The sequence below is a fragment of the Parafrankia elaeagni genome, from assembly GCF_000374165.1.
Classification (GTDB): Bacteria; Actinomycetota; Actinomycetes; order Frankiales; family Frankiaceae; genus Parafrankia; species Parafrankia elaeagni.
Genome location: NZ_KB893683.1, coordinates 33,785 through 52,473 on the forward strand (window position 1 = coordinate 33,785; position 18,689 = coordinate 52,473).

Sequence of the window (18,689 nt, forward strand, 5' to 3'; positions counted from 1 at the left end):
GCACCCGGTCCGGAAACCGCGGCCGGTTCCGCCCCCCAGGGCCCGGCGGGCTCCGGCCCCGCCGCCGGCCCGGCAGTGCCCGCCGGCTGGATGTCGGCCGGTCCGGCGGCGGACCTCGCCGCACGCCGGCTGCCACTCGAGCCGGTCGAGATCACCGCGGGCATGTTGCATCTGCGGCCCTGGAAGCTGTCCGACGTCGAGGCGCTCTTCCGCGCCTGCCAGGACCCGGAGATCCCCCGCTGGACACGGGTGCCCGTGCCTTACACCCAGGGCCACGCCGAGGACTTCGTCTGCCGCCAGGCGCCGGACGCCTGGGCCACGGCCACCGGCGCGCCGCTGGCCGTGGTCGACGCCACGACCGAGGAGCTCCTCGCCTCCGTGGCTCTGCAGGAGATGACAGATGAGGGCGACGCGGAGCTCGCCTACTGGTGCGCCGCCGGGGCACGCGGACGGGGGGTGACGACAGCCGCCGCCGCCGCACTGCTGCGCTGGGGCTTCGGCGCCCTCGGGCTGGAGCGGGTCGAGTGGCGGGCGGCGGTCGGCAACCACACCTCCCGCCGGGTCGCGGAGAAGCTCGGCTTCACTCTTGACGGCACGTTGCGGGGCGCCGTCGTCCTCGGGGACGGAGCCCGACATGACTGCTGGATCGGCTCACGGCTCGCCACGGACCCGCCGGTCTGAGAACCGACCATGCCGGTGCGCTCGCCGGTCACGCATGCCCGTGGCGGCGCCGCCGTCAGCGCGCGCTGGCGCCATGCCCGACGACGATGCCGTCGGCGCCGGTGCACGGGCCATCGCGGACGAACCGGACCCGAACCTGATCAGGTGATCTCCAGCAGCTTCTCCCGCACCGCGTACACCACCGCCTCCATGCGGGAGTGCAGCTGGAGCTTCTCGAGAATGTTCCGGATGTGGTTCTTGACGGTGTTCTCGCTGATGTAGAGCTGCTTGGCGATATCCCGGTTGTTCAGCCCCTTGGCGACCAGCCGGAGGACCTCCATCTCCCGGTCGGTCAGCCGCGGGGTCGGAAGCTGGGGACGGTCGTCCTTGGTTTTGATCATTGCGGCGAACTCGCTGAGCAGCTTGGACGCCATCGACGGACTGATGAGGCTCTGGCCGTTGTAGACCGCACGGATGTCCGCGGCGACCTCGTCGATCGAGATCTCCTTGAGCAGATAGCCCATGGCACCGGCCTTGATGGCATCGAAGAGGTCTGCCTCCTCGTCGCTTATCGTCAACATGACGATCTTGGCGCTGGGCACCTTCTCCTTGATTGCGCTGGTGGCGTCGATCCCGCCGCGCCGAGGCATCCGGACGTCCATCAGGACGATGTCCGGTGCCATCTCGGCGGCCATCGTGACAGCTTCCGATCCGTCCGCGGCCTCGCCGACGACCTCGATGTCGACCTCCTGCGCGAGGACCATCTCCAGGCCGCGGCGGAACAACGCGTGGTCGTCAACGATCAGCACCCGGATGGGATTCGCCTCCGATGGCGTCCGCAGCGCCTCCTCGGAACGCTGCTCGTCCACCGTCATCTCCGACCTCCCCTGGAACCGCTCCCGCGGGGTGTGCCACCAGACATCACGCTGCTGGTGGCACACCCCGTGGAACGTGCCGTGTGCACCGATGCCGGGAGTCCGACACCCAAGGCAAATGGTCCCACGTCGGCAAGGGGGATCGACCGTCACACGGCGGAAATGACCGCCGACGCCGGTTCCCGCGCGCCGCCCATGCCGTCCTCGCCGTTCCGGCTGGCCGCGCCGGTGAGCCGGATGACGCCGTAGTCGTAGCCGCACCTGCGGTACACGACGCTGGGCAGACCGCTGCGTGCGTCCAGGAAGAGGTAGAAATCGTGGCCGACGAGTTCCATGTTCGACAGGGCGTCGTCGAGGGTCATGGGCGCGGCGACGTGGGTCTTCTCGCGTACCACCATCGGTGAGTACTCCACTTCCTCGACGCGCTCGGTGCCCGGCCTACCGTCGCTCGACGCCCGCTCCTGTGCCACCGGGGCCGCCTCGGGTTCGGCCGCGGCCGGCTGGCCGGCACCCGAGTTCAGGACACCGGCGTCGGGGACGAGGACATCGGGGACGAGGGACAGGTCTGCTGTCAGGGACCCGGCGCGGCCCGGCCCGGGATGGTTCGCGCCCGCGTGGTTGGCATGGTGGCGGACCCGGCGATCGGCGGCTCGGCGAAGGCGCTCGGCGAGCTTGGCGGTGGCGCGGTCGAGCGCCGCGTAGGAGTCGCCGGCGGCGGCCTCGGCGCGGATGACAGGTCCCCGCGAGTAGACGGTCAGCTCGACCCGGTCGCACATGTCGGACAGCCGGGGATTGCTCTCCTTGGAGAGCTCCACGTCGACCCGCATCACCCTGGAATCGAGTCGCTCGAGTTTGGCGAGCTTGGTCTGGACATGCCTGCGGAAACCTTCTGATACCGCTGTGTGCCTGCCCTTGACCACGATGTCCACGCGATCCACCTCCCGTTCACCTGGCCCGGCCGGCCGATCCGCACCGAATCAGCGCGACCAGCAAGTCGGTTCTCCGGCGAAGTTCCGGAACGGGTCGTCGTGTGCCGACCCGACCTGGAAGAGACCGCCGAAGATTGTCAACGTTCCTGGTGTCAGTTGTTGGTGCCGGCTTGTGACGCTGGCGCCGCAGGCCGTCTCCCTTCATGCGGGCACCTGCGCTTGTGTCCGTGACCATGGGATCGGCGAGTTTTCCACCGACCCACCACGCTCGGCTCCTTCCCCTCGCCGGCCAGATCATGCCGGAACCGACCTGCCGATTTCGGTTGATTCCGACCCGGCATAACGGGGCTCGCAAACCCGCCTTGCGGTCGCTGGGCGCGATCAGCGGGCCCCGCCTCGCTCGCACCCGGCGGGCGGCCTCACGGCTCCGGTGCAGAGGGGGGCTGAACGCCACACCCGCCGAGGAGCGGCAGGTGCGCCACATCGCCCTCGCCCTGGAAGACCGCGCCGCGCCTGCGGCGCCACCTTCGTCACCGGCTTGCGCCGTCGGCTCCCGGGGGGTGGAGCTCGTGGGTCCAGTCTGCTCCTTCGGCGGGATTACGGCGGGCAATCCGAGGTGTTGGCGCGTCGCGCCGGGAGCGTGCCGTGCCGCAGCGGTGTCGCGGCGACGGCCGCGGTGCCGGCGGGAGGGGCCCAGCCACCGGCCCGCAGCGCGCGCATCGCCTCGCCGCACGTGGCCCCGGTCGTCACGATGTCGTCCACAACGATCGTGATCTCGCCGGGGCCCGCGGGCCGCACGCCCGGCCGTAGAGCGAAGGCACCGGACCGGTTGCGCTGGCGAGCGGTGGCCCCGAGGCCGGCCTGGTCGACGCCGGGGCGCAACACCCGCAGGACGCCGCTGACCCGGGCTGGTGTGCCCGATCGGGTCAGGACCCGGGCGGCGGCCACGGCAAGCCGGGCGACGTGGTCGGTACCGCGGCGCCGCCGGGCGGCGGCGGTCGTCGGCACAGGCACGAGCACCACCGAGGTGGCCTGCGTGCCCCGGAGGTGCTGCCGGGCCACCGCCGCGGCCGCCCGGGCGAGTGCCCGCCCCAGCAGCGGGGACAGGTCGAGCCGCCCCCGCTCCTTGTAGGCGAGCAGCAGTGCTCGGGGGGCGCCCTCAAAGGCAGCGGCAGCGACGAGTGGCGGCGAGCCCGGCCCAGGCCCAGGCGGTGGCCACGCCCAGGCCGGAGCACGCGCAGGTGGGGCTGCGGCTAGCGAAGGACGCGCACCCGGGAAGCCGGACGGTGTGGGTGTGGGTGGGAGGCCGCGTACGTCGCGACCTCGCCGCCCCGGGCTGGCCGTGGGACCCGGGGCGGCGAGAACCAGGGGGCCCGTCAGTGCCGCGGCGCACCGAGGGCAGGCCGCGTACCCCGGCAGCCCACAGCCGGCGCACGGCCGGGGCAGCACGAGATCCACGAGAGTCGCCAGCGCATCACGCAGGAGCAGAAGGAGTGCCGGCGCTTCGCGCACGACGGGCGATGTGGTCACTCGTCGAGCATGTACGGCGTCGGCGGGAAGGGCGGGGCCGCGGAGCCGGCTGTGGACATCCGCGAGTGGACTGGACACTCTGTGCACGGCCCGCGGCCCGCGGCGCCCGACCACGTGGAGGAAGTAGCGGGTCTGCGACGATGTGCATGCCGCGGACGTTGGTCGGCACGGACAGCACGAGCGCAGGGAGACCACGATGGCGGACGGGGCTGGTCAGACCCCTCCCGGCACGCCTGGCCCGCAGGGGCCCGGAACCCCCGGTTCCCCCGGGGGACCGCCGTCGGAGGAGACGCACCCGCCACACGGGGCGTGGAACTCCCCACCGCCCGGGGCCACCGGTGGGCCACCGTCACCCGGCAGCTGGCCGCCGCCCGGCGCGGGTGCACCGCCGCCGGAGTCCGGTGCGCCGCCCACCGGTCCCGGTGGCCCGCCGCCCGGCGCGGGTGCACCGCCGCCGCCGCCCGGAGCCTGGCCCGCACCCGGCCAGAGCCCCGCCAGCTGGGGCGGGCCGCATCAAGGCCCGCCGCCCTGGGGCTCCGGCCCATGGGGCGGTCCGCCGGCCGCGCCGAAGCCCGGCGTGATCCCGCTCCGCCCGCTGTCGGTCGGCGAGATCCTGGACGGGATCTTCACCACGATCCGGACGAACCCCGGGGCGACGCTGGGGCTGACCGTCGGTGTGTCGGCGGTGGTCGAGACCATCAGCACCGTCACCGCGATCGTCGGCGAGGACTCGTCCAACGCCACCGTGGCCGCGCTCGACCTGCTGGTGTTCGGCCTGAACGCCATGCTCGGGATCTTCCTGTCCGGCGTCCTCGCGGTGGTGGTCAGCGAGGCGGCACTCGGCTCGCGGATCTCCGCCGGCGCGGCGGTCCGCCGGGTCACACCGCGGCTCGGCGGATTGCTGGTGCTGACCCTGGTGGTCACGCTGCTCAGCGTTCTCGGCCTCCTCGCGTTGATCGTCGGCGCGGTGGCGGTGGCGATCTATCTCTGTCTCGCCTCCCCGGCCTACGTCCTGGAAGGCCAGACGATCCGCGCGGCGCTGCGCCGCTCGCGGGTGCTGGTCCGCGGGTCGTGGTGGCGCACGTTCGGCGTCGTGCTGCTCTCCTCGCTGGTGGGGGGCGTGCTGGTGTTCGTCTTCACGATGGTCACCCTGATCGTCCTGGCGACATCCGAGGCCACCTTCGGTGATGCCTTCGAGGGGGATCTGACCGTTGCCGGCTACATCGTCACCGGGATCGGCAACCTGATCGCGACGACCGTCGCGACACCGGTGCTGTCCGGCGCCATCGTCCTGCTGTACATCGACCAGCGAATCCGCCGGGAAGGCCTGGACGTGACTCTCGCCGAGACCGCCCGGCAACGCGCAACGGCGTCGTGACCGCGGCCCGCCCGGGCGGTCCTGCGACGACGGTGCTGACGGCTGTCAGCGATCAGCTGGGCGCGCCCGTCACCCGGGACGGTGCCCGCGAGGAGGCGCGCCGCGAGCTCTCCCGGCAGGTCTACCGGGACGCCGGCCCCGGCTGGTTCACCCGGGCGCTCAACTGGTTCAACGAGCGCCTGAGCGACCTGTGGGACTGGATCACCCCCGACCCCGATGTCGGCGTGGCCGGCTTCCGGGGGCTCGGCGTCCTGGCCCTCGTCCTCGTGCTCGTGACGCTGCTGGTTGTGGTCCGGCTGTGGCTCGGGCCGGTCCGGCGATCCTCGTCCGGGCGGCCGGAGGGCGGTGATCTGTCCAGCCCGCTCACCGCGGACCAGCTTCGTGCGCTGGGCAACGCACAGGCCGAGCGGGGAGACCTCGCCGACGCCGTACGGACCCGGCTGCGAGCGGTCGCTCGGATGCTCGAGGAGCGAACCCTGATCGACCCGCGGCCGGGGCGAACAGCCGGGGAGCTGGTCAGCGACCTGCGGGCCGCGACGGCCGGCGGCGCGGCCGGCGGGGTGGCACCGCGGGTCACGGCCGGCGGAACCTTCGGTGACCCGGCCGGGGCGCTGTCGGCCGCGGTCGAGGTCTTCAGCGAGATCTGGTACGGCGGCAGGCCGGCGACCAGGCACGACTACGAGGTGGTCGTGCGGGCCGACGAGGAGCTCGCGAGGATTCGCCGCGCCCAGAACCAGGGCCAGGACCGGTCGGACGACGGCTACCGCGCGGTCCCGGCATGACCGCGCCGCAGGCCAGCCCGCCACGGGCAGCGGCGTCACCGGCCGGGCCGGCCCAGGCGCAGCCCGGCGCGAAGGGCACGGGAGGCGGGAGCGGGTCGACCCATGTCCGCAGCGGCCCCCGGCCCGCGGCCGTGGGCCGGGGCGCGCGCCTCGTCGCCGTCCTCGCCCTCCTGGTGGCCTGTTACGCGGTGTTGGTCGCCGCGGTGAGTGGCCCTGGCCAGGGCGGGTACCTGGACGCCGAGTCACCGGGCGGCGCCGGCTCGCTCGCCCTCGCGCAGATCCTGCGCGGGCGCGGGATCACCGTGTCCGTGACGGAGGCGAGGTCCGCGCTGCAGCCTGAGCCGGCGGCGCCGGAAGGCGCCGGTCCGGCCGGCGGCGGCACGCCGCGCACGCTCCTGGTGACCGGCCCCGATCTGCTGGCGGACACCGAGATCGTCGCGCTGGTGCAACGCGTCCGCGCCGGTTCGGACGTGCTGCTGGTCGCCCCCTCCCGACCCGTCGTGGACTATCTGGCCGCCATGGGAATCCCGATCGCCACCGCCCCGCCGGACCGCTTCGACCTCTCGGACGGGGATGCCCGGCCCGGATGCACGCTGCCGGAGGCAACCGTCGCCGGGGCGGCCGCGATCGGGGACGCTGTCCGCTTCACCCCTCCCGACGACGCCACTCCCCGCCCCGGCCGACGAGGTTGGCTGGGAACCGCCCCCCGGCTGGATCTCTGCTACGGCTCTCCCCAGGCCGCCCGCCTCGCCGTCCTCACCCCGGCCGGGGGGGCCGAGGTACGACCCGGCCCCGGGGAGTCCGCCGGCCGGCTGGTTCTGCTCGGTGACGGCCAGTTCCTCACCAATGCGAGGCTGGACGAATCCGGCAACGCCGCGCTGGCGCTGGGCCTGCTGTCCCGAAATCTCCGGGTGGACTGGGTGCAGCAGCTCGTCCCGAGCGAGAACCCGGTCGGCCGGCAGAGCCTGAGCGATCTGCTGCCGGACCGCTTCTGGGTCGTCTGCCTGCAGGTTCTCGTCCTGTTGGTGGCGCTGGCGGCGTGGCGTGGGCGCCGGCTTGGGCCACCCGTCACCGAGCCGCTCCCGGTGGTCGTTCGCTCGGCGGAGACGGTGGAGGGCCGTGGTCGCCTGTACGCCGCCGGGCACGCCCGTGAGCGGGCCGCCGAGGCACTGCGCGCCGGCCTGCGGGCGCGCCTCGCCGAGCGGCTCGGCATCCGCGCCGACGGCCCGCCCATCGCCGGCGGGGCACCCGGCATCGCCCGGACGGGCGTACACGAACCGAACCCGGGTGTCCTGATCGCCGCCGTCGCCGAGCAGACCGGCCGGCCCGCCGGAGATGTCGGGGCACTCCTGTACGGTCCGGGCATGGCGCCCCCGGGCCACAGCTGGGCTGCGGCCGGGCCGGTGTACCCGGCAGGGGGCCTGGCTCCCGGCGGCGGTGCCCCGGGTGGCGACGCGGCGGGTGGCGACGCCGCCCTCGTTCGGCTGGCCCGTGAACTGCACGAACTCGATCGACAGGTGGGCAGAAGGTGACCTCCCCGAACCCCGGAGCGACTCCGGCCGAGCCGGACGGCTCGGCGACGTTGCGCGCCCCGTTGCAGCCCCCGCAGGCACCTCCCCCGCCACCGGCTGCGCAGACGCCCGCCGCGCAGACGCCGGCTGTGCAGGGGCCGGGCGGGCAGACGCCGGCCGGGCAGACGCCGGCTGTGCAGGGGCCGCCCCGGCCCGACGCCGAGGGTGCGCGGCAGGCCCTGATCGAGCTGCGGCATGAGGTCGCGAAGGCCGTCGTCGGGCAGGACGCGGCCGTGAGCGGGCTGGTGATCGCCCTGATCTGCCACGGTCACGTACTGCTCGAGGGTGTGCCCGGGGTCGCGAAGACGCTGCTCGTCCGGACGCTGGCGACCGCGCTGTCGCTGGACACCAGGCGGGTGCAGTTCACTCCGGACCTGATGCCCGGCGACGTCACCGGCTCACTGGTCTACGACAACCGGACCAGCGAGTTCGCCTTCCGCGAGGGTCCGGTCTTCACGAACCTCCTGCTCGCGGACGAGATCAACCGGACACCCCCGAAGACCCAGGCGGCGCTGCTCGAGGTGATGGAGGAGCGGCAGGTCACCGTGGACGGGCAGCCCCGGCGGCTGCCGACGCCGTTCGCCGTGCTGGCGACGCAGAACCCGATCGAGCACGAGGGCACCTACCCGCTGCCCGAGGCCCAGCTGGACCGCTTCCTGATCAAGGTCACGCTGCCGCTGCCGCCGCGGGAGGACGAGGTCCACATCCTGGCCCGCCATGCCGGCGGCTTCGACCCGAGCGATCTGGCAGCCGCCGGCGTGCGCCCCGTGGCGGGGCCGGCGGACATCATCGCCGCCCGGAACGCGGCCGCCCGGGTCCAGGTCCAGCGCGAGGTGCTCGCCTACATCGTCGACCTCGCCCGGGCGACCCGGGCGCTGCCGTCCGTCCTGCTCGGGGTGTCCCCGCGTGGCGCGACGGCGCTGCTGGCGACCGCCCGGGCCTGGGCCTGGCTGTCGGGTCGCTCGTACGTGACTCCGGACGATGTCAAGGCGCTGGCGCGGGCGACGCTGCGGCACCGCCTCAGCCTGCGCCCGGAGGCCGAGCAGGACGGGACAACCGCGGAGTCGGTGCTCGACCAGGTGCTCATCACCGTGCCCGTCCCGCGGTAGCGGGGCAGCGGTGGCTATCACCGGCCGCGCCGTGGCGCTGGTCGCGCTGGGCATCGCGGTCCTGGTCGTCTCCCCCGCGTCAGGCGCCGCCTTCCTGGTCGTGAACCTGGTGATCGGTGTGCTGATCACCGCAGACCTCTGTCTCGCGGGCGCGGTGCGCGCCTGCACGTTCAGCCGGTCCGGGCCGACGTCCGCCCGGCTGGGGCAGCCGGTGACGCTCGGGTTCACCGTCACCAACGGCGGCCGCCGAACCGTACGGGCCCGTATCCGGGACGGCTGGGTGCCCTCCGCGGGTGCCCGCCCGCGGGTCCACACGGTGACGGTGCCCGCCGGTGAGCGGCGTTTCCTGGAGACGGTGCTGCACCCGACACGGCGCGGGGACCGGGTGCCGGTGCGGATCACGGTCCGTTCGCTGGGCCCGCTGGGCCTGGCCGGCCGCCAGGGCCGGCATCACGCGCCGTGGCGCCTCCGGATGCTGCCGCCGTTCACCTCCCGCCGCCATCTCCCGGCGGCGCTGGCCCGGCTGCGCGAGGTGACGGGCGAGGTGGCGCTGCGCGGCGGCGGTGCCGGCTCGGAGTTCGACAGTCTGCGCGAGTACGTGGTGGGCGACGACGTGCGGACCATCGACTGGCGGGTGACCGCGCGTCACCACGGCGCGGTGGTCGTCCGCACGTTCCGACCGGAGCGGGACCGCCGGGTGCTCTGTGTCCTCGACTCCGGCCGGACGTCCGCCGGGCGGGTCGGTGACGTCCCCCGCCTGGACCACGCGATGGACGCCGCGCTCCTGCTCACCGCCGTCGCGCTGCGGGCCGGCGACCGGGTCGGCCTGACCGCTCACGACAGCACCACCCGGATCTCCCTGCCGCACACGCGGGACCACGGTCTGCTGGCCCGCATGAGCGAGGCGATGGCCACCCTGGAGCCGGCGCTGGTCGAGGCCGACCACGACGGCATGGCGTCCGCGGTACTGCGCGCGTCGTCCCGCCGTGCCCTGATCGTGATCTTCACCGATCTGGTGCCGGCGGTGATCGAGGAGGGCCTGCTGCCCGCGCTGCCCACCCTGACCAGCCGGCACACGGTGCTGGTGGCCGCGCTGCGCGATCCCAGGCTGGACGAGCTCGCCACCGGGCACGACGACGTCGGGCAGGTGTACGCGGCGGCCGCGGCCGAGCAGACGCTGCTGCGCAGGCGTGAGCTGACCGCGCTGCTCCGCCGGCGTGGGGTCGAGGTCGTGGACGTCCCCCCCGCGGGCTACGCGGCGGTGGTCACCGACACCTACCTCACACTGAAGGCGCGCGGCAGGTTGTAGGCACGCCGGCCGGCAGGGCCAGGCGACAGGGCCAGCCGGTAGGGCCAGGCGACAGACCCGGGCCACAGACCCGGGCACGGTTCAGGCAGCGACGGGCGCGAGGTCCGCGGCGAGCGCGGCGTCCAGGTCGCCGGTCTCGCCGGCGGCGACCGCCCGGCTGCCATAGACCCACACGTAGGCCACGAAGCCACCCCAGGCGAGGACCCCGATGCCGATGCGGACCGCGGCCGGCAGCGAGGACGGTGTCACGAACGCCTCGATCACGCCGGACAGCCCCAGCGCGACCGCCAGCCCCAGCACGATGGCCACCGCGGCCCGCCCCTCCGCGGCCAGTGCCTCCAGCCGCCGCCGCGGCCCCGGCGCGATGATCGCCCAGCCCAGTCTCAGGCCGACCGCACCGGCCGCGAAGACCACGGTGAGCTCCAGCAGCCCGTGCGGCAGGATCAGCGAGAAGAACTGGCCGCTCTCCCCGCAGCCGGCCATGTAGCCGCCGATGAGGCCCAGGTTCAGGGAGTTCGCCGCCAGGAGGGCGATCGTCGGCAGGCCGAGCAGCGCCCCGAGCGCCACCGCCTGGGCCGCCACCCAGGCGTTGTTCGTCCAGACCTGGCTGGCGAACGACGAGGCCGGGTGCTCGGAGTAGTAGGAGGCGAACTCCGAGTTGCACAGCGCCGCCACGTCGTCGGGCGGGATGAGGCTGGCCCGCGCCTGCGCGTCGTTGATGATCCAGAGTGCGGCGGCGAGGGCGAGCAGGAGCGAGACCAGCGTGGTCGCGACCACCCAGCGCCAGCGGGCGTAGAGGGCGGCCGGGAAGGTCACGGTGAAGTACCGGCCCACGACGTGCCAGCCGCGGTCCGGAGCGCCGACGACGGCGGCCCGCGCCCGGATGACCAGGCTCGCCAGGTCGTCGACGAGGGCGGGGTCGTAGGAGCGGCCCCGGATCACCGACAGGTGGGTCGCCGCCCGCTGGTACAGCTCGACGAGTTCGTCGAGCTCCGCGGCCGCCATCCGCCGCGGCCGGGCGGCGCGGTCCACAAGGTGACCCAACCGCTCCCACTCCGGACGGTGGACGGCGACATACGCATCGAGATCCATGACACCCACTACTCTTCCAGAACGGGGCAGCGGACAGGACAGAGGACGGACATGACGCACCAGCGGCCGACAGGCCCAGGCCGGGGACACGGCCCGGGGCAGGGCCGGTGAGCCAGGCCGCCGCCGGCCCGGCGCAGCTGGTCACGGGTGAGGCCGTCGCCATCGACCTGCGGGTCGCCCGGCTGGGCTCACGCATGGTCTGCGGGCTGATCGACCTGGCGATCCAGGGCTGCGCCCTGGGGGGGCTGCTGGTCGTCGCCTTCCTCGGCGTGCAGCCCGAGGACGAGGCGCTCGCCACCGCCCTGTTCCTGATCGTCTACGTGGGCATCCTGCTCGGCTATCCGGTGGCCTGCGAGACGTTCCTGCGCGGGCGCACCCTCGGCAAGATGGCGCTGGGCCTGCGGGTCGTCCGCGACGACGGTGGCCCGATCCGGTTCCGGCACGCGCTGACCCGTGGGCTGATCGGCGTCGTCTGCGAGCGGCCCGGCCTGCTCCTCGGCCTGCCGGCGATCATCTGCATGGTCGTGTCCAGCCGGTCGAAGCGGCTCGGCGACGTCTTCGCCGGCACGGTGGTCCTCCAGGTGAAGGTGCCGCGGGTCGCCGGGGCGCCGCCGACCATCCCGCCGCAGCTGGCCGGCTGGGCCGCCCTGCTGGACCTCGCCGGTGTCGACGACGGCCTGGCCCTGCGCGCCCGCGGCTTCCTCGCGCGCACCCACCAGCTGTCGGACGAGTCCCGCGAACGCCTCGGCACAGAGCTCGTCCGGGAGATCACCGCCGTCGTCGTGCCGCCACCGCCACCCGGGACGCCCGGCTGGGCCGTCCTCTCCGCGGTGCTCGGCGAGCGGACCCGCCGCGCCTACCTGCGCCTGACGTCCGTCCAGCGGGCGGCGCAGGGCCCGGATCCGGTACGCGCGGCGCCGGCCGTCCCCCAGCCGGTATGGCAACCCGTGGGTTCCGGGGGTGGTCCGCGTGGGTGAGGTCAACGGCGGCGGGAGCCCGCCCGGCCCGGCTGGTCACCCCGGCCCGGGCTCGTCTAGCGTCTGAACCGCGGGATCCTCCGGGGCGATCGCGACGAACCGCCTCTTTCGCCCCGAGTCATGTGACGGCACGCGTTCAATGACCTTCCGAGGGCCGGGTGAGCAGCTCGGCGCGCGGTCACGCATGCTTGACGGGTCCGCCAGATCGAGCTCCGGCCCTCCTGGTCGGGCCCACATTGGGGGGTGACAACGACGTCGCAGGGACGGGAGTCGGCATCCCCGGTCCGCGGTGAAGCCGCGTCCGGCCGTGTCGGCCGGCAGCAGGACCCACGGGACCCCGGCACAGGTCGGGGGCAGGCAGGAACGGGTGGGTCGCCCGGAGGCATCGCCTACGCCGACGAGCCCGGCCGAGCCGGCAACGGCAGTGGCACGGACGCCGGTGCAGGCGCGGGCTCGGACTCCGCCCCGGGCAGCCGCGCCGGCGCTGGCAGCGGTACGGACAGTGGCACGGGCACTCCTGCCGGCAGCGGTCCCCGCGCGGGGAGAGCCTCCGGCGCCGGGCGGCGACGCGCCGGTGCCGGGGCCGGCAGGAGTGCCCCGGTGGCGGGTCTGCGCCCAGGGGGCAGGTTCGCCGTGCGTCCGCCGAGCCGTCGGTTCGCGGAATCAGGGCCGGCGCGGGCCGGCTCCCCCGAGGACCTGCCGTTCGGGCCGCTGACGGGCGGGATCCGCCGCCCCGTCGACCGCCGCCGCCAGCTCACCCGCATCGGGCTCGTCGTGAGCGCGATGGGTGTCGTCGTCGGCCTGCTCGCGCTGCCGTTCTGGGCCGCCGCCGGTCTGTTCGCGAAGGCGTCAGCCGACCACTTCCTGGAACTGCCCTCCAACCTCGTCACCCCGCCGCTGCCGCAGAGCTCCCGGATCCTGGCGTCGGACGGGTCCCTCATCGCGACGCTGCGGGGCGCCGAGAACCGGCAGGTCGTCACGGGCGACCAGATCCCGCAGATCATGCGCGAGGCGATCGTCTCGATCGAGGACGCCCGGTTCTACCAGCACAACGGGGTCGACCCGCAGGGCGTCCTGCGCGCCGCCGCCCGTAACAGCGAGGCCGGCACGACCACCCAGGGCGGTTCGACGCTCACCCAGCAGTACGTCAAGAACGTGCTGCTGCAGGATGCCGACACACCGGAGGCACAGGAGGCCGTCGCCGGTGACTCGCTGGACCGCAAGCTGCGCGAGCTGCGGTACGCCGTCGCGATCGAGCAGCGGTTCAGCAAGGACGAGATCCTCGAGCGGTACCTGAACATCGCCTACTTCGGTGACGGGGCGTACGGCGTGGGCACCGCCGCCGACCACTACTTCGGCGTCCCGATTTCGCAGGTCTCCCTGGAACAGGCGGCGCTGCTCGCCGGGCTGGTGCAGAGCCCGTCCCGCTACGACCCGGTGAACCACCCGGAGGCCGCGAGGGAGCGCCGCAACATGGTGCTCACCCGGATGGCGGACGAGAACTACATCAGCCGCACGCAGGCGGACGCGGCCAGGCAGATGCCGATCGACGTCCGCCGCGACCAGCCCGAGGTCCAGGACTCCTGCGAGGATTCCGGGGCGCCGTTCTTCTGCGACTACGTCCGCGCCCAGCTGCGCGCCAGCCCGGCGCTCGGCGCGACGGCCCAGGAGCGGGACCGCCGCATCTACGAGGGCGGCCTCGTCATCCAGACGACGCTGAACCCGCAGGTCCAGCAGGCCGCGCAGACCGCGGTCGACTCGACGATCCCGCGGGACAGCCGGGTGTCGGCGACCGAGGTGGTCATCCAGCCCGGAACCGGCGCGATCCTCGGCATGGCCGTCAACCGCACCTACGGGACCGATGTCGCCGCCAACCAGACGGTGGTACCGCTGCCGACCCTGGACAGCCCGCCCAACGGCCCCCCCTTCCAGCCTGGGTCGACGTTCAAGACGTTCACCCTGGCGGCGGCACTGGAGCAGGGCTACGGCGTGAGAACGGCCTACTACTCGCCGGCCTGCTACGAGACCCCCGCCTTCCCACTGGACCGCGGCACCGGTGACTGCCCGAAGGGCTACCAGAACGCGGACCCCGCCGAGGTCGGGATCTACGACATGGGCAGGGCGACCTGGGACTCGGTCAACACCTACTTCATCCAGCTGGAGGAGGAGATCGGGGTGCCGGCGGTCGTCGAGATGGCCACCCGGCTCGGGGTCTCCCCCGACCACCTCAAGGACATCCCGTCGACCAAGGGTGATGTGACCATCGGCGGCGAGTACGTGACCCCGATGGACATGGCCGTCTCCTACTCCACCCTGGCGTCCGGCGGCATCCGGTGTGACCCGCGGTTCGCGTCCTCGATCGTCGACTCGGCCGGCCAGGCACTCGACGTGGGAGTCACCCCGAAGTGCGAGCGGGTGCTGGCGCAGGGGGTCGCGGACACCGTGACGAGCATCCTGGCCGGGGTCCTCACCAACGGGACAGGCGGGAACGCCCGCTTCAACCACCCGGCGGCGGGGAAGACGGGCACCAACGACGGGTTCTCCAGCGCCTGGTTCGTGGGCTACACCCCGCAGATCGCGGCCGCTGTCGCGGTCGGCGACCCGAACGGGGCGGAGACCAACCCGCTGCGCAACGTCTCCATCAACGGGCGGACCTGGCCGCATGTGTACGGCGGTGACCTGCCCGCACGCATCTTCGGGCAGTCGATGCGCGGGGCGCTGGCCGGCCAGCCCGTGCAGCCGCTGCCCGCCGCGGACCCGGCGACCGCGCGGGGCACGAAGGGCGGCCGGCTCATGAACACCCCGCCGCCGGCGCCGACCCCCACGCAGCCGAGCCTGGAGGACCTCGTTACGGGCCTCGGGCAGGGGGGCGGCCAGGGCGGCACCGGCCAGCTTCCCGGCCTGCCCCTGCCGGGCCAGCAGCAGCCCCAGAGCGGCGCCGCGACCGGGCAGGGCGGCCAGACGAGCCAGTCCGGACGTCCCACCCGGCCCGGTACGCAGTCGCAGGGCGGCGTCAGCCAGGGGCGGTAGCCACGGCAGACCTGGGTGACCTCGCGAAAGGTGCGAGGTCACCCAGAGGTGCGAGGTCACCCGGCCGTTCCCCAGGCAGAGCAGGCAGCAGGCCGGAGTCCCCAGGACAGGCGCGTCGGCCGGTCACGGCGCTAGCGGGCGGAACCAAGCTGGCGAAGCTGTGGTGCGCTGCTCGGGTCGACCCCGAGGGCGAGCGCGACGTACACCCCGGCGAAGTCGATCAGACCGACCAGGGACGCCAGACGTTCCAGCGGGCCGGTCCCCGTCATCCGGAGCTCGGTCACGCCGACACCGTACTCGCCGGCGACGGCCACGGCCCGCTCCGCGGCCCGGCTGACCTCGGGATGCTCGCTGGTGTCATCCCGCAGCAGAACCAGCCGCAGACGGGTGGTCTCCACATCGTCGGCCCGGTCGCGGAAGAAGTCATCGAGATCGCCGGCCGCCCCGCCCTCGGCACCAGCGCCGGCCCCGAACGCCCCGCCGAGGAGCGCGGCCTGATCGTAGGCCGGGTAGGGCAGTGCTCCGGCCAGGGCCGGATACCAGGCATGCGCGGCGAGCACCGTTGCCGCGCGGGCCGCCGCGACCTCGGCCAGCCGGGTGGTCCCCCACCACATCGGCAGCGCCCCGGCCAGTTCCAGCGCGAGCGTCTTCGCCGGGTTGACGAACGACTCGCTGGACGGCCGGCACCGGATCGCCGTCTCCTCGAGGCGCACCGCGGCCGCCTCCACCGCCGGGCCGCCGTCGCGCAGCAGGCCGAGCGCGGCCGCGGCGGCGAGCAGCGGAACAGCCAGTGACCACAGGCCGGTATGCGCGGGTCGGGTCTCCGGAAGGGCCACGAACGGAGCACGGGACACACCGGCGAGATGCGCGAGCGGGGTGTCGGGCGGGCAGACCACGGCGAGGCGGCACCCTCGCCGGTAGGCCTCCTCGACAGCGGAGCAGGTCTCGCTCGACACCCCCGAGGCGGACACACCGAGGACGACATCGGCCACGCCGACCCAGCCCGGCAGCCCGTGCCGCCGATGGCTGATCACCGGAACCGGCGCCGCGGGGCCGACGACGGCCTCCAGCACGTCGGCGGCGAGCGCCGACGCACCGACACCCACCACGACGATCGCGCGGGGCCGGCCATCCGACCCCAGCGAGGCCACTCCGGCCTCCTGGGCGAGCCGCCAGCCCTCCCTCGCCTGCCGCGCCGCCGAGGCGGTGTGCGGCAGCAGGTTGAGCGTGTCGGCCTCGGTGAGCCGGTTCGAGTCGTCCAGCAGGGACTCGTCGACGTTCACGCCGGCCGCACGGTGCCGAGCCGGGCCGGGGCCCTGGTCGTCTGCCGGGCTCCGGTGCGAACGCCGGTCAGGATGCCGAGCCGGCCGGCGCCGGGAACGGCTTCGCCTCGTCGAGGAGCATCACCGGAATGTCGTCACGGACCGGGAACGCCAGCCCGCACGACTCACAGACGAGGACCGGGGCTCCGCCCAGCGTCTCCTCGCGCAGCGGGGCGTGATCCGGGCACGGGCAGGCAAGGATCTCCAGCAACAGGGGATCGAGGCTCATCAGAAAGTCTCCCTTCCACCGCGGATGCTGACGAGGATCTCGTCGCGCAGCCGGCACATAGAGGCATCATCGCGCCCCTCGACGTTCAGGCGCAGGAGTGGCTCGGTGTTCGACGGCCGGAGGTTGAACCAGGAGCCGTCGGGCAGCGAGACGGTCAGGCCGTCGAGGTGATCGACGTCCGAGGCGCGGCCGGCGTAGGCCTTCGCCACCTTGCTCATCTCCAGCTCGGCGTCGGCCACCTCGGAGTTGATCTCACCGGAGGCCGCGTAGCGGGCGTAGCCGCCGAGAAGACCGGACAGCGGGCCCTGCTGACCCCCGAGCGCCGCCAGGACGTGCAGGGCGGCCAGCATGCCCGAATCCGCCCGCCAGAAGTCCCGGAAGTAGAAGTGACCCGAGTGCTCGCCACCGAAGACCGCGCCCGTTCGTGCCATCTCGGCCTTGATGAACGAGTGACCCACGCGGGTGCGCACCGGCACACCGCCACGCTCGGCCACCAGCTCCGGCACGGCCCGACTGACGATCACGTTATGGATGATGGTCGCCCCCGGCTCCCGGCGGAGCTCACGCTCGGCGACCAGGGCGGTGATGACCGAGGGTGAGACGATCTCGCCGCGCTCGTCGACGACGAAGCAGCGGTCGGCGTCGCCGTCGAACGCCAGCCCGATGTCCGCGCCCTCGGCGCGCACCGCGGCCTGCAGGTCGCGCAGGTTCGCCGGCTCGATCGGGTTGGCCTCGTGGTTGGGGAAGCTGCCGTCGAGCTCGAAGTACATCGGGATGATGGTGAGCGGAAGACTGTCGAGCACGGCCGGGACGGTGAGGCCCGCCATGCCGTTGCCGGCGTCCACGACCACCTTGAGCGGGCGGATGCCGGTGAGATCGACGAGAGAGCGGAGATGGCGTGCGTAGTCGTCGCGCAGGTCGCGCGTGGTGACCGTGCCCGGCCGGCCGGTGTACTCGGGGATGCCCGCCTCGATCAGCGCCCGGATCTCCGCCAGGCCGGTCTGCTGCCCGATCGGGGCGGCACCCGCCCGGCACAGCTTCATGCCGTTGTACTTCGCCGGGTTGTGCGAGGCGGTGAACATGGCACCGGGCAGGTCGAGCGAGCCGGCCGCGAAGTACAGCAGGTCGGTCGACCCGAGACCGGCGGCGACGACATCCGCACCCTGGCTGGTGGCGCCTTCCGCGAAGGCGGCTGCCAGCGGCACCGAGGACTCGCGCATGTCGTGGGCGGTGACGATGCGGTCAACGCCGAGCAGCCGTACGAACGCGGCCCCCGTCGCCCGGGCCACCTCCGCGTCGAACTCGGACGGCACCACGCCTCGCACGTCGTACGCCTTGAAGATCCGTGAGAGGTCGCGCACCCCGTAACCACCCTTTCCTGACCCGGCGTCGATCGACCGGGTTGACCTTATCCGCACCCGCCGACAACAACACCAGCGCCTTGCCGGGGGGCGGATCGGCGTGCGCCGGTCAGGACGGGCTCGGGACGGCGCGCAGGTGCCCGCGCCGGCCGCCGGGCGGACCCGGCGGCATGGACCCACTGGGCCCGGTGGCCCCTCCGGAGCCGTTGGGCCCGCTGGGGCCACCCGGAGCACCCGGGCCGCCGGGCGGCTCGGGACGGCGGGGTGTGGAGTCGCGCACCGCGTCGGCGAGCGCCTCGATGTCGTCGGAGGTCTGCTCCTGCCCCGACGGTTGCTCGGCCTCGATCCGGACCACCGCCCACCCCAGCGGCACGGTCAGCCGGTCGGCATGAACCCCACACAGGTCGTAGGAGTGCGGCTCGACGAACGGCGACAGCGGACCGAGTACGGCGGTGGACTCCGCGTAGGCGTAGGTGAGCGTGGCGATCGCGGCCGCGGAACAGGCCGAGCGGGAGCAGCGCCGAGGCTTCACGTT

General features: G+C 73.8%; 16 protein-coding genes. 8 read left to right on the forward strand and 8 right to left on the reverse strand.

The genetic code is table 11. The features are described from left to right. The first annotated feature begins 90 nt into the window (after positions 1-90). Positions 91-681, forward strand: a complete 591-nt coding sequence (locus tag B207_RS32545; protein ID WP_154675155.1) for a GNAT family N-acetyltransferase — start codon at positions 91-93, stop codon at positions 679-681. A gap of 140 nt (positions 682-821) precedes the next feature. Here B207_RS32545 and B207_RS0104595 read toward each other — a convergent pair whose 3' ends face one another. From B207_RS0104595 to B207_RS37880, 3 genes are all read right to left on the reverse strand, one after another. Beyond that, the gene (locus B207_RS0104595) at positions 822-1,535 is read right to left on the reverse strand and encodes a response regulator (protein ID WP_018635347.1); all 714 of its coding nucleotides are present in this window, start codon (positions 1,533-1,535) and stop codon (positions 822-824) included. A gap of 149 nt (positions 1,536-1,684) precedes the next feature. Continuing rightward, positions 1,685-2,464 (reverse strand): ribosome hibernation-promoting factor, HPF/YfiA family, encoded by a 780-nt coding sequence (gene hpf / locus B207_RS0104600; protein WP_018635348.1) that lies wholly within the window; start codon positions 2,462-2,464, stop codon positions 1,685-1,687. A 597-nt stretch (positions 2,465-3,061) separates the two neighbouring features. Then, positions 3,062-3,994 (reverse strand): ComF family protein, encoded by a 933-nt coding sequence (locus B207_RS37880; protein WP_195905241.1) that lies wholly within the window; start codon positions 3,992-3,994, stop codon positions 3,062-3,064. Positions 3,995-4,571: 577 nt separating this feature from the next. On the opposite strand from B207_RS37880, the gene B207_RS0104610 reads away from it, so the two are divergent. From B207_RS0104610 to B207_RS0104630, 5 genes are read left to right on the forward strand one after another with little or no spacing between them, the layout of a single operon-like run. Then, positions 4,572-5,372: a glycerophosphoryl diester phosphodiesterase membrane domain-containing protein gene (locus B207_RS0104610; protein ID WP_018635350.1), complete on the forward strand. Its 801-nt coding sequence runs from the start codon at positions 4,572-4,574 to the stop codon at positions 5,370-5,372. Then, positions 5,369-6,154 (forward strand): DUF4129 domain-containing protein, encoded by a 786-nt coding sequence (locus tag B207_RS0104615; RefSeq protein ID WP_018635351.1) that lies wholly within the window; start codon positions 5,369-5,371, stop codon positions 6,152-6,154. Before B207_RS0104610 ends, B207_RS0104615 begins: the two co-directional genes overlap by 4 nt. Further along, positions 6,151-7,686, forward strand: coding sequence for a DUF4350 domain-containing protein (locus B207_RS0104620; RefSeq protein ID WP_018635352.1), 1,536 nt, complete (start codon positions 6,151-6,153; stop codon positions 7,684-7,686). The genes B207_RS0104615 and B207_RS0104620 overlap by 4 nt, the downstream gene beginning before the upstream one ends. Further along, the gene (locus tag B207_RS0104625) at positions 7,683-8,834 is read left to right on the forward strand and encodes an AAA family ATPase (RefSeq protein ID WP_018635353.1); all 1,152 of its coding nucleotides are present in this window, start codon (positions 7,683-7,685) and stop codon (positions 8,832-8,834) included. The genes B207_RS0104620 and B207_RS0104625 overlap by 4 nt, the downstream gene beginning before the upstream one ends. Positions 8,835-8,844: 10 nt before the next feature. After that, entirely contained in the window at positions 8,845-10,143 is a 1,299-nt protein-coding gene (locus tag B207_RS0104630; RefSeq protein WP_018635354.1) for a DUF58 domain-containing protein, read from the forward strand. An 81-nt stretch (positions 10,144-10,224) separates the two neighbouring features. On the opposite strand, the gene B207_RS0104635 is transcribed toward B207_RS0104630, so the two are convergent. After that, complete coding sequence (locus B207_RS0104635; RefSeq protein WP_026310671.1) at positions 10,225-11,235, reverse strand: stage II sporulation protein M; 1,011 nt, start codon at positions 11,233-11,235, stop codon at positions 10,225-10,227. Positions 11,236-11,342: 107 nt separating this feature from the next. Here B207_RS0104635 and B207_RS32555 point away from each other — a divergent pair, with 107 nt between their 5' ends. Both B207_RS32555 and B207_RS32560 read left to right on the forward strand, forming a co-directional pair. After that, the gene (locus B207_RS32555; protein WP_018635356.1) at positions 11,343-12,212 is read left to right on the forward strand and encodes an RDD family protein; all 870 of its coding nucleotides are present in this window, start codon (positions 11,343-11,345) and stop codon (positions 12,210-12,212) included. A 600-nt stretch (positions 12,213-12,812) separates the two neighbouring features. Further along, positions 12,813-15,242 (forward strand): transglycosylase domain-containing protein, encoded by a 2,430-nt coding sequence (locus B207_RS32560; protein WP_018635357.1) that lies wholly within the window; start codon positions 12,813-12,815, stop codon positions 15,240-15,242. A 131-nt stretch (positions 15,243-15,373) separates the two neighbouring features. Here the strand turns inward: B207_RS32560 and B207_RS0104650 are convergent, their stop codons facing one another. The 4 genes from B207_RS0104650 to B207_RS0104665 all read right to left on the reverse strand — a co-directional run bounded on the left by B207_RS0104650 (position 15,374) and on the right by B207_RS0104665 (position 18,686). Then, complete coding sequence (locus B207_RS0104650) at positions 15,374-16,525, reverse strand: SIS domain-containing protein (RefSeq protein WP_018635358.1); 1,152 nt, start codon at positions 16,523-16,525, stop codon at positions 15,374-15,376. A gap of 67 nt (positions 16,526-16,592) precedes the next feature. After that, positions 16,593-16,793, reverse strand: a complete 201-nt coding sequence (locus B207_RS0104655) for a Trm112 family protein (protein ID WP_018635359.1) — start codon at positions 16,791-16,793, stop codon at positions 16,593-16,595. Beyond that, positions 16,793-18,154 carry a phosphomannomutase/phosphoglucomutase gene (locus tag B207_RS0104660; protein ID WP_018635360.1) on the reverse strand — a complete coding sequence of 454 codons (1,362 nt, stop codon included), beginning with the start codon at positions 18,152-18,154 and terminating at the stop codon, positions 16,793-16,795. The genes B207_RS0104655 and B207_RS0104660 overlap by 1 nt, the downstream gene beginning before the upstream one ends. A gap of 109 nt (positions 18,155-18,263) precedes the next feature. Then, positions 18,264-18,686, reverse strand: a complete 423-nt coding sequence (locus tag B207_RS0104665) for a DUF3499 domain-containing protein (protein ID WP_018635361.1) — start codon at positions 18,684-18,686, stop codon at positions 18,264-18,266. Between the last annotated feature and the right edge of the window lie 3 nt (positions 18,687-18,689).